We start from the raw sequence: 14,381 nt of genomic DNA, 5'->3' as shown, positions 1-14,381 counted from the left end.
AGGGGCAACCCTCTATGACCCTCTGCAACCCTCTCGCCCGAACCTATTGAGCATTGCTCAACCGATGTCTATGCTCTGCACTCATCCGCGGAAGGCACCGCCCGGTTGCCGGTTGCCGCACACCGGCACCCCACCGATGCCGCGCACACGGCGCCCGGCTGCGTACCCCGCTCCCGCGCCGCCGGGAAGGCCGCGAGCATCCTGTCGCGAGGGCCTGGACACCCCTCCCCGTGTACGCGGAACGCGACACCGCCGCCCGCGCCGAGCAGCCCAGAGAAGCCTCAGCCGAGCATGGAGGAGCCGCACACATGCCCACTCTCGACGTCAACGGAGCGTTGATCGCCTACACCGACACCGGGGCGCCTCCCGGAAGACCCGACGCACCGGTCGTCGTGTTCGGTCACGGGCTCCTGTTCAGCGGGTGGATGTTTCATCCGCAGGTGGCCGCTCTCCGGGAGCAGTACCGATGCGTCACCCTGGACTGGAGGGGCCAGGGCGACACCCCGGCAACCCGGTCCGGCTACGACATGGACACCCTCACCGCTGACGCCGTCGCCCTGATCAGCGGGCTCGGCATCGGGCCGGTCCACTATGTCGGCCTGTCCATGGGCGGCTTCGTCGGACAACGCATCGCCGCCCGCCACGGTGACCTGCTGCGCTCGCTCACCCTGCTCGACACCAGCGCGGACGCAGAGGATCCCGCCCATGTCGGGCAGTACCGGTTGCTGGCCTCCGTCTACCGGTTGACCGGAGCCGGACCAGTCCTGAAGAAGGTGCGGTCCCTGATGTTCGGACCCACTTTCCTGGCAACCCCGACGAGCCGGCCCGTGCTCGAGGAGTGGGTCCGACGACTGCGGCGCTGCGACCGCTCGGGGATCCGTAAGGCGGTGCTCGGCGTCGCCGACCGCGCCTCCGTCCACGACGAACTCGCTCACATCCGGGTGCCCACACTCGTCATCGTCGGCGCCGACGACATCGCCACACCGCCGGCCAGGGCGGAGCGCATCGCGGCCGGTGTCACAGGGGCCCGCCTGGAGGTGCTACCCGGCTCCGGCCACAGCAGCACCCTCGAACAGCCGGTCGCTGTGACCGTGCTGATCCGGGATTTTCTGGCCGGCGGCGGCGCTGACCAGAGGGAGGCCACCGGCGATATCCACCGGTAGCCGGGCACCCCGACCACCTCCGCGCCGGTTGCCCCGAGCGACTCCACGGACCCCGGCAGCGGCTCGCCGTGCAGCTGGACGGCGACCCGACGCCCGTCGACGCCCTCCTCCAGGAGCCGGTCGAGCACCTCGGCCGTGGACTGGCCGGCAGGACCGTCTCAGTGGTGTCCGCGCAGATTCTGTGGCCCTGCCGGGTCAGCTGCTCGGCGAGGTTGCGGGGGAGTTGTGGGTGCTGTGTTTGAGGTTCCCGCGGGGCAAGGTTCTAGGTTCAGGACATGGTGGATGGACCTGATCTGATCACGGTCGGTCAGCTGGCACGCCGTGTCGGCCTGACCGCGAAGGCGCTGCGGCACTACGACCGAGTGGGACTACTGGCACCTGCCGTGGTCGACCCCGACACGGGCTACCGCTTCTACGGACCCGAGCAGGTTGCCCATGCGCGGCTGGTGCAGGCCCTGCGCTCGGTCGACGTCCCGCTGGAGCAGGTCCGTGCGTGCCTGGCCAAGCCGGACGACGAGGCCGCGGTCCAGCAGGTCCTGATCCAGCACCGGCGACGGCTCCAGGCACGCCTGGACCGGGTCCGCGGCGATCTCCACCGAACAGACCATCTGATCGAGGACGGAGTCACAGCGGCGATGACCGACCAGGACCCGCAGCAAAGGACCGAGGGCGCCGCAGGCGACGAGCGGCAGGTGGCCGTGGATCTGTTCAACGGGGTGTGGCGGTTGCTGGAGCAGGAGAGCCGCAGCGTCGAGGACGACGACCGGATGCTGCACATGGCACACGCCTCGCGCTACCACTGGGGCCAGGTGGGCGCCCCGGTGAATCTCAGCCGCGGCGAGTGGCAGTGCTCGCGGGTCTACTGCGTGCTGGGCCGGGCCGAGCCCGCCCTGCACCACGCCCGGCGCGGCCTGGAGATCTGCCAGGCGCACGGCATCGGGGACTGGGACCTGGCCTACGCCTACGAGTCCCTGGCCCGCGCCCACGCGGTGGCCGGCGACAAGGAGCAGGCCCGCGCCTGGACCGAGCAGGCCTTGGCCGCGGCCGAGGACATCGTCCAGGACGAGGACCGCGAACTTGTCCTCACCGACCTGGAGGCCATCCCCGCCCAACCGCGCTTCTGGTGACCCGCCCAACCACCGACCCGCCCAACCACCGACCCGCTCGGACCGCCACAGGTGACCTGGAGGAACAGCGCCGTGACCAGCACCGCCCCCGCCCTTCCCGTCCAGGCCGACCTGGGGCAGTTGCGCAACCAGGCCAAGGACCTGCGCCTGGCCGTCCGGGGCGGTAAGCCCGGCGCCGCCGAGCGCGCGGCCAGGACCGGCCCGGTGGACCCGGTCCATTTCTCCATACACGACGCGCAGCATGTCATCGCCCGCGAACACGGCTTCGCCCGCTGGCAGGACGTGGTCTCCGCGTTCGGCAACCGCCAACCGCGCGAACGCGATCTGCACCGGTGGTTCGCCGTCGAGCTCAACAACGCACTCGGGGACCTGCTCTTCGATCTCACCCCCGCCACCCCGCGCGCCGAGCAGGACCGCGCCCTCTACCAGGCCTACGCGGCGTGCTACCACTGGCTGGAGGCGGGTACCCCGGCCAACCACGGCCGCGGCGAATACACCATTGCCCAAACTGCCCTGGCCATCGGCCGCCCCCAGGTCGCCGCCCACCATGCCCCGCGCTACGCGGAGTTGATCGCCGAGCACCCGGAGGCCTTCACCGACTGGGACCGGGCCTTCGCCACCGAGATCCGGGCCCGGACGGCCGCCGCCACCGGCGCCCCGGACGCGAGGGAACTCAAAGCCCGCGCCCAGTGCCTCGCCGACCGGGTCGCCCACCCCGACGCCCGCGAGGTCGTACTGGACCGCCTGGACCGCGGACCTTGGTTCACACTGGAAGGGCAGTCCCACGCCACGGGTCCCACGGAATGACCATCCGTCAGTCTGCGTTCTCCTCGCCGATACGAGAGGGGAAGCGTGACGGGGCACCGGGCGGGCACCCGCAAGCCGTGGGAGACGGGCGGGTGGGACTCGAACCCATGGCCGACGGATGATGGGTCCGCTGCTGCCGCCGTCAGGGCTTGGCCGGTTTCGTCTTCTTGTCGACGCCGTTCACCCGCACGGTGACGTTCCCCCGGTTCCGTGCGCGGTCGGCGACGATTCGGTAGGACGTGACCTTCCCGTCCCGCCACGCGCAGTCGACCTCGTAGCCGCCGCGGGCGCGCAGCCCGGTGAAGGAGCCCTTGCCCTTCCATTCGTCCGGCAGGGCGGGCAGGAGGTGGATGACGCCGTCGTGGCTTTGCAGGAGCATCTCCGCCACGGCGCCCGTGATGCCGAAGTTGCCGTCCATCTGGAAGGGCGGGTGGTTGCCGAACATGTTGGGCAGCGTGTTGTAGGTCAGCAGTCCGCGCAGCATGATCTGGGCGCGATGCCCGTCGCCGAGGCGGGCGAAGAGAGCCGCCCGCCAGGGCCAGGTCCAGGAGCGGCGGCTGTCGCCCGACACCGTCGCGGCGGTGAACGGGACGCCGTCCTTCTCGCCGCACCGCGCCTTGAGCGAGACGAGGGCGGCGGCCGCGAAGTCGGGTGTCTTCGGGGTGATCTGGCGGCCCGGGTAGACCGCGAAGAGGTGCGAGGTGTGACGGTGGATGTCGGTGGGGCTGTCGATGTCCTCCTGCCACTCCTGCAGTTGGCCCCACCGGCCGATCTTGTTCGGCGCCAGGCGCGCCTGCAGGTGCGTGACCTTGGCCCGGTAGGCGGGATCCGCCTTGAGCGCGGCCGCGCAGTCGAGGTAGTTCTGGAAGAGGTCCCAGATGATCTGCTGGTCGTACATGACGCCGTCCTCGCGCGGCCCGTGTTCGGGGGACCAGCCGTTCGGCGCGACGAGGAGTCCGTCCTCGCGTTCCTTGAGATGGTCCTCCCAGAACTCGCAGATCTCCTTGATCATCGGGTAGGCGACGGTGCGGAGGTAGTTCAGGTCCTGGGTGAACGCCCAGTGCTCGTACAGGTGTTGGGCGTACCAGGCGCTCGCGACGGTGTTCCATTCCCACGAGTTGCCGCCGAAGATGCTCTGGCTGGTGCGGGCGGTCCAGCCGCGGGTGTCCTCGCCGAAGGCGTTGCGGGTCGCCACCCGGCTGGGCACCGCCACCTGCTCGATGAACCGGACGAGTGCCTCATGGCTCTCCGGCAGGTTCGTCGTCTCGGCTCCCCAGTAGTTCATCTGGACGTTGATGTTGGTGTGGTAGTCGGAGGCCCAGGCCGGCTGGTTGCTGTCGTTCCACAGGCCCTGGAGGTTGGCGGGCAGGCCGTTGGGGCGGGAGGAGCTGATCAGCAGGTAGCGGCCGTAGTCGAACATGGTCTGCTCGAGGGTCGGGTCCTGACGGCCCGCCGCGTAGCGCGCCAGCCGGGCGTCGGTCGGCAGCGCGACGACGGCGGCGTCGGACGTGCCCCAGGCGACCGAGACGCGGTTCATGAGGGCGCGCACCTCGGCGGTGTGCTCGTCGCGCAGCTTGCCGTAGGGCCGGGCGACCGCCTTGTCGAGCGTTCTGGCGACGATCGGTTGCGGAGCGGCTCCGCGCCATCCGGCGGCGGCGTCGAGCTTGTAGTCGGTGCGGGCGTCGAGGAACAGGGTCAGGGTCGTGCAGCCGCTGAACCGGAGCAGCGATCCGTCGGCGCGGAGGTCGCCGTCGGTGTGCACGGCCCGGACCGTGCAGGCGTGCTTCAGTCCGTTGCCCATGACACCGTTGAAGGCGATCAGCCCGGCGCCGGCGTCGACGGTCGTCGGGGCGTCGTCCTGTGCGGACGTCAGTGAGATCGCTCCGGACAGTTCCCGGGCGCCGTCCGCCGTGTACCGGAAGACCATGACGTCCGCGGACCGGCCGGCGAAGGCCTCGCGCAGGACGCGCCGTCCGGGGGCGCCGAAGCGGGTGGTGTGGACGCCCTTCACGAAGTCGAGGCTGCGCTGGTAGTCGACGACCGTGCGCTGCGTGCGCGTGTCGAAGCCTCTGCCTTCCAGCGCGATCTCCGCGATCTGGAAGCCTCTGGCGGACTCGCCGGGGGTCAGGGTCAGCCGGTAGACGCGGTAGGCCGTGGTGTTGGCGATCGGGTAGGTCCGTCTCTCGCCGCGGCCGGCGAAGGGCGCTCCGGGGTTCTGCGTGTCGAGGGTCGTCCAGGCCTGCCCGTCCTGCGACGCCTGGAGCGTCCATCGCCCGGGGTCGTCCCGCGGACGGTCCGGAGCTGCCGTCAGCTCGTACGAGGTGACTGCGGCCGCGCGGGGCAGGTCGGCCTGCCAGACGACCGCGGGTGCGTCGGCGTCGACCCGCCAGACGGTGGCCGGATCGCGGTCCACCGAACTGGAGATGTCCGTGGCCTGGGACTTGGAGCCGCTGCCGGATCCCTTGGAGTGCCCGCTCGGCGACGACAGGTACATCGAACCGCCCCCGCCGAGGTCGATGCCGGACAGGCCGATCTCGCTCACCTGGAAGTGGCTGACGCCCGCCTTGGGGACGAAGTCGAACCGGTAGAAGCGGTAGGCCGCCGCGTCGGCACAGCTGAACTCCTTCGTCTGGAAACGGCTCTCGAAGGGCGCGTCCAGAGTGCGGCTGTCCAGTGTGGTCCAGGTGGCGCCGTCGGCGGAACCGGAGAGCGTCCACTCCTGCGGGTCGCGCTGCGGCACGTCGTTGGCGCTGGTCAGACGGTAGGAGGCGACCGCGACGGGGTCGGGGAGCTCGACCTGCCACTGCACCTTCGAACCGGGCCCGTCGATGCACCACTTGGTGCTCGATTCACCGTCGTACGTCTTCTCGACGCCTTCCGCCGAGGAGCTGCTGTACGGTCCGCCCGGGGCCGTGATCTTCGGGCTCGCGCGGGGAGCGAAGGTGACGACCATGTCGCCGAAGTTCCGGTACGAGCCGAAGCCCGTCATGCCGGTGTCGAAATCGCTGTCCGGTTTGCCGGCGAGGGCGTTGTCGTAGTTGTTGACCCCGCCCCACAGGCTCTGTTCGTTGAACTGGATGCGCTCCTCGTGGGGATCGGCGAAGAGCATGGCGCCGAGTCTGCCGTTGCCGATCGGCAGGGCCTGGGACTGCCAGTCCGCCGCGGGGACGCGATACTTGAGGGCCTTGCGGGACAGAGTCGGCCACTGGGCGGCCGTCGGCGTGTCGGTCCCTGCGGCAACGGCCTGTCCCGTGGGGACGCCGCCGGTCAGCTGAGTGATCAAAGGTGCGAAGGCGAGGGCACCGCCGAACTTGAGGATGCTCCGTCGCTGCGGTTGAGAGTCATTGATCACAGTGAGATCTCCCGGCCTATTCATCGGCTCTTTCACGGGGATATGACCGCCACATCGACGTCCATCGAGGGCACGATCATCTTGGCCGGAGAAGAGATCGGATGTCTAGAGGCGGGAACCACCGGCCCTGGCGGCGGCCGTCAGGACCCGGCCAGGCCGGCGGTCCGTCACACCACGCTCACCGGATGCCGTACGACCGCGTCGAAGAGGTACCCCTGCGTGTTCGGCACGGCGGTGGCCGGCTGAGTGCGGCCGGCCGTGTCCGTGGCGCGGGCCAGCAGGTGGGTGGCGCCGGGTGCGTCGGGCCGCCATCCGAGGGACCAGCGGGTCCAGGTGCCGGCGCGGGGCCGGTCGTGCAGACGGGCGGGCCGCCAGTTCGCACCGCCGTCGGTGCTGACGTCGACCCGGGCGACGGCGCCCGCGCCCGACCACGACCGTCCGTGCAGTACATGCCGCTGCCCCGCCGCGAACGTGGCCCCGCTCGCCAGCTCGAAGGCGCTCTTCGTGGTCTGCCGGGTGAGCGGTGCGCTGCCGCCCGCCGGGTAGGAGGAGCCGAACAGACGGTAGAAGGTGGTGTTCCAGGGCGAGTAGAGCGGCTGCGCGGACACCTCGATGTCGCCGACCCACTTGATCGAGGCGATCCCCACCCACGAGGGCACCAACACCCGCACCGGATACCCGTGGTCGTACGGAAGCGGCTCGCCGTTCATCTCATACGCCAGCAGTACGTCGTCCAGCGCCTTGGCCAGCGGCAGCGGACGGCGGACGCGGCCCAGGCTCTCGCCGCCGCTGACGTACTCGGCGTCCAGGCCCCGCGGCTGCACGTCCACGGCGTTCCGGGACAGCCCGGCCCTGCGCAGCACGTCCGCGAGGCGCACCCCGCGCCAGCGTGCGACGCCGATCGCCCCCAGGGTCCACGCGGTGCCGGTGACCGTCTCGCCCTGCTGGGTCGTGTAGTAGGAGCGCCCGTTCCCGGCGCACTCGACGAAGGCGGTACGGGTGACGGCCGGCAGGGCCAGCAGGTCGTCGTAGCCGAACTCCACCGGCCGGTCCTCGCCGGGGGCGCCGCGCAGCCCGCTCCCCCACAGCCGCAGCCGCCAGTCGTCGGCTTCCAGTACGGGGGTGGCCGTGTGGTTGCGCACGAAGAACAGCTCGTTGGGGGTGTGGTGACCGGTTCCGCGCAGCGCCTCCCAGCGGGTCTCGGCGTTGGTGCCGCGCGCGATGAACCACTCGGGCGGCAGGGGCTTGACGATCGGCCCGGCGGCGGCGTGGGCGGGCCGAGTGCCGCCGAGTGCGGTCCCGGCGGCGGTCGCGGCGAGCAGGGTGAGCAGCCGACGGCGGGTGACCCCGTCGGCCCTGGCCTCACCGGCGAGCCACTGACGCAGCCTGCGGCGGTCGTAGTCGGTTTCGCAGGGGTGACCGGCGGGGGTGGAGGAAGGCATGGCGTGTCCTCGTCATGGGGGGGGAGGGAGGTGCACGAGAGCGGTGGGCGCGGGCCAGGGCACGGACGTCCATGGGACGGGTGCGGCCCGCACGCACAAGTGGCTTGTCCAGCAGGGCTGTTGACAGAGACGCGAGAAGGCGCGCGATCAGCCGGTCGTCCGACACAGCGCGGCGGCCACCCGGACGAGGTCCACGGCGCGGCGACGGGTCAGAGGCTCCGACAACGGCATGGCGGGATGCAAGCACGTGGGGCGGAGGGTGTCAACGGAGCCATGCCCCATGGCGGTGGGCCGGACAGGGGCGGGTCGAGTCGCCCGGGCGGGCGGCGGAACTCGGCCTGGGAGTCACTCCTTTCCGGTGAGCAGCCGCCGTGGGTTGGCGCTGCGGAAGGCGTACGCCGCGGCTGCGCCCAGGCCGAAGCCGGGGCCGCGTGGGGGCGTCGCGTAGGGCCGGTCCGAGCCTTGGACGACAGCGTCCAGACCCAGGGCGCGGACGACCGCTTCGACTGCGGTCGGACCGTACGAGGACGTCTCGACGAACACGTCCGGATCGGTCTTCTCCCCCGGTCCGCCCCGGGCGGCGAGACGCTCCCCGTGCAGCGGGGCGAGCCCGGCCAGCAGCGCGAAGCACACTCGCAGACGCGGATGGCGGGGTCGGCCGAAGGCCTGGAAGGCGAACCAGGCGGAGTGCATCTGCTGGACGTAGGGCACCATCGCGGGCCACCATCCGGGCCCCTCGGAACCTGGCGCTCCGGAGCCTCCCGGTGCGGGCCCGGGGTGGACGAACAGCGGGAGTCCGCGCTCTTCGAGCAGATCGAGCAGCGGGGCACAGCGCGTGTAACCCGCCGCGTCGGCAAGGGCGTTGGCCGGAAGCTGGAGGCCGACGAACCCCCGGTCCAGCTGCCTGGCCGTCGCGTTCGCGTCGATGTCCCGTACGCAGGCGGCGGCCCAGGCCCCGAACGGTTCGGGCAGCTCGGCCGCGCCGTCGTGGTACGCGTCGAGCAGGGGCCGGGCCTCGGCGGCGGGCAGCCACTCGACGCCGATCGGGGCGGACAGGGAGACGAGCGCCCGGCCGAGTCCGTCGGCGACGGCGAGTTCCGTACGTCGCGCGATGTCGTGGTCGGCGGGAGGTATCTCGTAGGGCGGCTCACCGTCCAGGAACAGGGTCCAGCCGTCCAGGAACGGCGGCTCGCGGCGCGATCGCAGGGCCGTCACCAGCGAGGGGGTCCACAGATGCTGGTGCACGTCGACGTCGGTCATGCCGGTCCTCCCGCCAGGGCGCGCAGGGCGCCCCGGATCTCGTCCGAGCCCAGGACGGCGCGGCTCACCGACTCCACGTCCGCCCCGCAGGCCCGGTCGTCGTCCAGGCGGGGCACGATCTTCCGGATCGCGCTGTGCAGGAACTGCGGCCCCCGTCCCAGCGCGGGCGGGGCCGCCAGATCCACCGCCTGTGCGGCGACCACGCACTCCACGGCGAGCAACTGCCGCAGCCGCACGAGGATCGTGGTCAACCGCCGTGCGCCGAGGGCCGCGTTGGTCGAGTCGTCCTCGACGGCGTGCGCGCCATGGCGGGGGTCGGTGCTCACCGGTACGGACAGCATGCGGATCTCGGCGACGAGCGCCTGTGCCGTCTTGGCCAGGGGGGCGAAGCCCGAGCGTTCCGGACCGTACGGCGAGAGGTTCGCGGGCAGTCCGCTGACGGCCGGGTCCAGCAGCCGTCTCATGCGCTCGGCGGAGATCAACGCGGTCTGTGTGAGGGCCAGCGCGAGGGTGTCGAGGGCGAGGGCGAGGGCCGGGGTGTGGAAGTTCCCGGACGAGAGGATCTCGCCGGTGTCGCCCAGGACCACCGGGTTGTCGCCGCAGCCGTTGAGCTCCGGCCGGAGTGCCGCGTCGGCGAAGTCCAGCGCGGTGTGCAGGGCCCCGTGGACCTGAGCCGTGCAGCGCAGGCTGACGGGGTCCTGGACCCGCCGGGCGTTGCGGGGATCGCCCAGTTCACCGCCGTCCAGGAGGGCGAGCAGTTCGCCCGCCGCCCGGGACTGCCCGGGGGCGGGCCGCAGTCCCAGCACCCGCGCGTCGAGCGGGCTCGTGTTGGCCCGGAAGCCCTCGTAGGTCAGGGCCGTGACCGCCTGGGCCAGGGTGAGGACGGCGGCTGCCTCGTGCAGGGCGAGCGCGCCCTGACCGGCCGCCAGCGGGCTGGCGCTGCACAGCACGTGCCCGTCCTTCGGGCCCGGTCGGGCCGGGGCCAGACCGGCCCGGCGCAGTGCGGTGGCGCCGTCGAGCACCTCGCCGGCGAGCTCGGCGCTGCCCTCGCCGATGACGACCAGGCCGACATGGGCCATCTGGACCAGATCGGCGGCGCCGATCGACCCCACCTCGGGTATCACGGGGTGCACCCGCGCGTTGAGCAGGGCCACGAGCAGCGTCAGGATCTCCGGCTGCACTCCGCTGCCGCCGCCCGCGAGGCCGTTCGCGCGGGCGAGGACGGCGGCGCGCACGACGGGGACCGGCAGCGGATCGCCGACCGCGTTGGCCCGCCCCCGGACGGTGCGGACGCTGAACACCTCGAGCTCGTCGCGCGGCAGTGCGTACGAGGAGCGGGCGCCCAGCCCCGTCGTCAGTCCGTAGGTCGGCACCTGGCGGTCGACGACGTCGTCCACCGCGGCGCGCTCGTGCGCCAGCCGCGGGAGCACCTCTGCCGCCAGTTCGACCCGGGTCCCGTGGTGGGCGACGGCGACGACGTCGTCGTAGGACAGCGTCCTCCCGTCGATGACGACCTCGGTCATGCGAATCGCAGCCTCTGGCCGAGGCCGCGTTCTGCGGCCTTCTTGAGCATGGCGGCGCCCAGGGCGATGTCGGAGAGGGAGAGGCCGCGGTGCCAGAACAGGATCGTCTCGTCGGCGCTCTCCCGGCCGGGCTTGGCGCCGGCGACTATCTCCCCCAACTCACCGTGCAGATTGGCCTTGTTGAGCCTGCCGGAGTCGACGTGTGTGCGCAGGGCGCCGAACGGCCCGGCGTGCGCCTGGCCCCAGTCGTCGACGACGATCTTGTCCATGATGTCCGTGAGGGTGAGCTCGACGGCACTGTTCGTCCCGTAGGGCACGACCAGCGCCCCCGGGGAGATCCACTCGGTCCTCAGCAGCGGCTCCGGCCGCCGCAGCCGGGACGCCTCCACCACGATGTCCGCGCCTTCCACACAGCTCTGCCAGTCCTCGGTCACGACGACGGGCTTGCCGAGTTCCTCCGCCAGCCGCCCGGCGAAGGCCTCGCGGCTCTCGGGGCGGCGCGAGTGGACGCGGATCTCGGACAGATCGAAGATCCGGTCGAGCAGCCGGACGTTCCAGTACGACGTGGCGCGGGCGCCGATGTGCCCGAGCACCTTGGCGTCCGGGCGGGCCAGGTGACGGGCGCCGAGCGCGGTCAGGGCCCCGGTGCGCATCTCCGTGATGGCGGTGGCGTCGAGCACGGCCACCGGCATGCCACTGCGCGGGTCGAAGAGGTTGAGCAGGGCCATCTCGGAGGGCAGCCCGGCCTGGTGGTTGTCGACGTAGTCGCCCACGATCTTGACTCCGGCCAGCGCCAGCGGAGCGACGTAGCCGCGCAGGACGTTGAAGTGGCCGTTGAACGCGGGATCGGGCATGAGGTGGACGCGCGGTTCGATCACCGTCTGGCCGAGGCCCTGGGCACGCAGCCCGTCCTCGACGGCGTCGAGTATCTCGGTGTCCGTCAGTTCGAGCCGCTCTATGTCCGCGCCGTTGAGGAAGGTGAACCAGACAGGTTCCATGGGCTGTCTCCCTACGTCTGAACTGGTGGATTACTGATTTCGTACGAACGTAATACGCCGTTTACAGGCAGCCATTGACTGTCATTCACTCACCCGCGACTCTGCATGACCATATGCAGTCGGGGTAAGGGGCAACCTTGATCAGGTTTGACGCGGTGAGCAAAAACTATCCGAACGGCACCACGGCCGTGGACGAACTTTCCCTGGAGCTCGCCGAGGGCGGGATCACGGTCCTGGTCGGCCCCTCCGGCTGCGGCAAGACCACGACCCTGCGCATGATCAACCGCATGGTCGACCCGACCGCCGGGACGGTGAGCCTGCGCGGCCGGGACATCCGTGAGGTCCACGCCCCCGAGCTGCGCCGGGGCATCGGGTACGTGATCCAGCACGCGGGGCTGTTCCCGCACCGCACCATCCTCGACAACATAGCCACCGTCCCGCTGCTCCTCGGCTGGAGCCGGAAGAAGGCGCGGGCCCGGGCGGCCGAGCTGCTGGAACTGGTGGGGCTGCCGCCGGAGATGGCCAAGCGCTACCCGAACCAGCTCTCCGGCGGGCAGCAGCAGCGCGTCGGGGTGGCCAGAGCGCTGGGCGCCGACCCGCCCGTGCTGCTGATGGACGAGCCGTTCAGCGCGGTCGACCCGATCGTCCGGGCGGAGCTGCAGGCGGAGTTCATCCGGCTGCAGAAGGAGCTGCACAAGACGATCGTGTTCGTCACCCATGACATCGACGAAGCGATCAAACTCGGCGACAACATCGCGGTGTTCCGGACCGGCGGAAAGCTCGCCCAGTTCGACACCCCCGAGCGGCTGCTGGCCCACCCGGCCGACGCGTTCGTGGCCGGGTTCGTGGGGCAGGACCGGGGCATCCGCCGGCTGTCCTTCGTCAAGGCCGCCGAGGTGCCGCTGCGCCACGGTCCGGTCCTGACGGCCACCGCTCCCGTCGCCCAGGCCCGGGCGGCCGGCGAGGCCTGGCTACTCGTCGTGGACGACGACCGACGACCGCTCGGCTGGGCCGCGGCCGACAAGCTGCCCGAGAGCGGCACGCTGGCGGATGCACCGCTGGCCCCCCTCGGCCACACGTTCAGCCTCGTCGACGACTCGGCACGGGCCGCCCTAGACTCCGCCCTCCTGTCGCCCGCCCGGCTCGCGGTGGGGGTCGACGCGGACGGCGCGGTCGTCGGCGTCGCGGACGCCCATGAGCTGTCCGCCGTGACGGCCGCCGAGGTCGCCGAGCCGGCGGCCGTCACGCCGGACGGCGCAGAGACGGACAGCGCGACGGCCAACGACGCGAAGGCCGACGGTGATGACCGATGAGAGACGGTGAGCCGCTGGTCAGGTGGCAGTGGATCGGCGATCACGCCGGCGAGCTGGCCGACTACACCGGCGTGCATCTGCGACTGGGCCTGCTGCCGGTGCTGTTCGGGCTGATCATCTCGGTGCCGCTGGGGATCGCGTGTCATCGCTGGCGCTGGCTGTACCCGCCGGTGCTGACCGTGACCAACATCCTGTACTCCATACCGTCGCTGGCCCTGTTCATGATCTTCGTGCGTTACACGGGGCTGACCGAACGCACGGTGATGATCCCGCTGACGCTGTACACACTGTCGGTTCTGGTGCCCAACGTCGTGGACGGCCTCGCCTCGGTCCCCGAACCGGTCCGGCAGGCGGCCACCGCGCTGGGATTCGGCACGGTCCGCCGGGTCGTCCAGGTCGAACTGCCGATAGCCGTACCCGTCGTCATAGCCGGTGTACGCGTCGCCGCCGTCTCCTCCATCAGCCTGGTCGCCGTGGGCCAGCTGATCGGACAGGGCGGCCTCGGCTACTACATCACCCGGGGCCTCCAGCTCGACTTCCCGACCCCGATCGTGACCGCGATCGCGCTGATCATGCTGCTCGCGCTCACCACGGACGCCCTGCTGGTCCTCGCGCAGCGACTGCTCACCCCGTGGTCCCGGAGCAAGGTGACGTCGTCATGAACGATTTCCTCAACCAGGTCCGGCTCGTGGGGGAATGGCTGGCCGCCTCGCAACAGTGGCACGGCGACGACGGCATTCCCCACCGGCTCCTGGAACACCTCACCTACAGCGGTGTGTCGCTGCTCTTCGCCGCCCTCATCGGGCTGACGTTCGGGCTGCTCGTCGGGCACACCGGGCGCGGCGCGTTCGCCGTCGCCAGCGTCGCCAATCTCGCGCGGGCCATCCCCACCTTCGGCCTGGTGGTCCTCGTCGTCACGCTCGCCGGACTGAGCACCACGCCGGTGCTGGTGGCCCTGGTCGCGCTCGCGGTCCCGCCGATCCTCATCAACACCTTCGAGGGCGTCCGGGGCGTGGACCCCGCCACCCGGGACGCGGCCCGCGGGGTCGGCATGACCGAGTGGGAGGTCCTGGTACGGGTGGAGGTGCCGATGGCACTGCCGCTGATCCTCCTCGGCCTCAGGATCGCCGCGATCCAGGTCGTGGCCACCGCGACCGTCGCGGCCTACCCCGGCCTCGGCGGCCTGGGCCGCTTCATCGTCGACGGGCTCTCCCGCAACGACTACCAGCTCGTCATCGGCGGCTCCGCCGTCGTCGTCCTCCTGGCGCTCGTCGTCCAGATCGTCTTCACCGCGCTGCGGCGCGTCGTCGTCTCGCCGGGCCTGCGGGTGTCGGCGTCCAAATCCTGAGTCCTTCCGAGCCCGAGTTCTTCCGAGCCCGAGCTTTCCCGAGCTTCC

The 14,381-nt window shown here is 71.3% G+C and carries 12 protein-coding genes and 1 pseudogene; 6 read left to right on the top strand and 7 right to left on the bottom strand.

Annotated features, from left to right (window positions below):
* Positions 1-308 precede the first annotated feature (308 nt).
* On the top strand, positions 309-1,163 hold the full coding sequence (locus tag ACWD4O_RS41440) for an alpha/beta fold hydrolase (protein WP_451288212.1): 855 nt from the start codon (positions 309-311) through the stop codon (positions 1,161-1,163).
* On the opposite strand, the pseudogene ACWD4O_RS41435 reads toward ACWD4O_RS41440, so the two are convergent.
* A pseudogene (locus tag ACWD4O_RS41435) lies at positions 1,145-1,315 on the bottom strand (uroporphyrinogen-III synthase); the annotation flags it as partial. The gene ACWD4O_RS41440 and the pseudogene ACWD4O_RS41435 sit on opposite strands and share 19 nt — an antisense overlap.
* A gap of 123 nt (positions 1,316-1,438) precedes the next feature.
* Between ACWD4O_RS41435 and ACWD4O_RS41430 the strand changes: the two are divergent.
* Positions 1,439-2,290, top strand: coding sequence for a MerR family transcriptional regulator (locus ACWD4O_RS41430; protein WP_451288211.1), 852 nt, complete (start codon positions 1,439-1,441; stop codon positions 2,288-2,290).
* 72 nt (positions 2,291-2,362) lie between these two features.
* Positions 2,363-3,097, top strand: coding sequence for a hypothetical protein (locus ACWD4O_RS41425; RefSeq protein WP_451288210.1), 735 nt, complete (start codon positions 2,363-2,365; stop codon positions 3,095-3,097).
* A 142-nt stretch (positions 3,098-3,239) separates the two neighbouring features.
* Here the strand turns inward: ACWD4O_RS41425 and ACWD4O_RS41420 are convergent, their stop codons facing one another.
* The 6 genes from ACWD4O_RS41420 to ACWD4O_RS41395 form a co-directional block, all read right to left on the bottom strand.
* Entirely contained in the window at positions 3,240-6,449 is a 3,210-nt protein-coding gene (locus ACWD4O_RS41420; RefSeq protein WP_451288209.1) for a glycosyl hydrolase family 95 catalytic domain-containing protein, read from the bottom strand.
* 167 nt (positions 6,450-6,616) lie between these two features.
* Positions 6,617-7,891, bottom strand: coding sequence for a sulfite oxidase (locus ACWD4O_RS41415; RefSeq protein WP_451288208.1), 1,275 nt, complete (start codon positions 7,889-7,891; stop codon positions 6,617-6,619).
* 147 nt (positions 7,892-8,038) lie between these two features.
* Positions 8,039-8,122 (bottom strand): putative leader peptide, encoded by an 84-nt coding sequence (locus tag ACWD4O_RS41410; RefSeq protein WP_354775551.1) that lies wholly within the window; start codon positions 8,120-8,122, stop codon positions 8,039-8,041.
* Between the two features lie 114 nt (positions 8,123-8,236).
* Positions 8,237-9,151 carry an amidohydrolase family protein gene (locus tag ACWD4O_RS41405; RefSeq protein ID WP_451288207.1) on the bottom strand — a complete coding sequence of 305 codons (915 nt, stop codon included), beginning with the start codon at positions 9,149-9,151 and terminating at the stop codon, positions 8,237-8,239.
* The gene (locus ACWD4O_RS41400; protein WP_451288206.1) at positions 9,148-10,674 is read right to left on the bottom strand and encodes an HAL/PAL/TAL family ammonia-lyase; all 1,527 of its coding nucleotides are present in this window, start codon (positions 10,672-10,674) and stop codon (positions 9,148-9,150) included. Before ACWD4O_RS41400 ends, ACWD4O_RS41405 begins: the two co-directional genes overlap by 4 nt.
* Complete coding sequence (locus ACWD4O_RS41395; protein ID WP_451288205.1) at positions 10,671-11,672, bottom strand: ornithine cyclodeaminase family protein; 1,002 nt, start codon at positions 11,670-11,672, stop codon at positions 10,671-10,673. The genes ACWD4O_RS41400 and ACWD4O_RS41395 overlap by 4 nt, the downstream gene beginning before the upstream one ends.
* A gap of 137 nt (positions 11,673-11,809) precedes the next feature.
* Between ACWD4O_RS41395 and ACWD4O_RS41390 the strand changes: the two genes are divergently transcribed.
* From ACWD4O_RS41390 to ACWD4O_RS41380, 3 genes are read left to right on the top strand one after another with little or no spacing between them, the layout of a single operon-like run.
* On the top strand, positions 11,810-12,985 hold the full coding sequence (locus tag ACWD4O_RS41390) for an ATP-binding cassette domain-containing protein (RefSeq protein ID WP_451288204.1): 1,176 nt from the start codon (positions 11,810-11,812) through the stop codon (positions 12,983-12,985).
* Entirely contained in the window at positions 12,982-13,647 is a 666-nt protein-coding gene (locus ACWD4O_RS41385) for an ABC transporter permease (RefSeq protein WP_351916836.1), read from the top strand. Before ACWD4O_RS41390 ends, ACWD4O_RS41385 begins: the two co-directional genes overlap by 4 nt.
* Positions 13,644-14,333, top strand: a complete 690-nt coding sequence (locus tag ACWD4O_RS41380) for an ABC transporter permease (protein WP_451288203.1) — start codon at positions 13,644-13,646, stop codon at positions 14,331-14,333. The genes ACWD4O_RS41385 and ACWD4O_RS41380 overlap by 4 nt, the downstream gene beginning before the upstream one ends.
* Positions 14,334-14,381: the final 48 nt, after the last annotated feature.

This window comes from Streptomyces sp. NPDC002623, assembly GCF_053592635.1.
The sequence above is the reverse complement of the archived record's forward strand: the minus strand, read 5'-3'. Positions and strand labels throughout refer to the sequence as shown.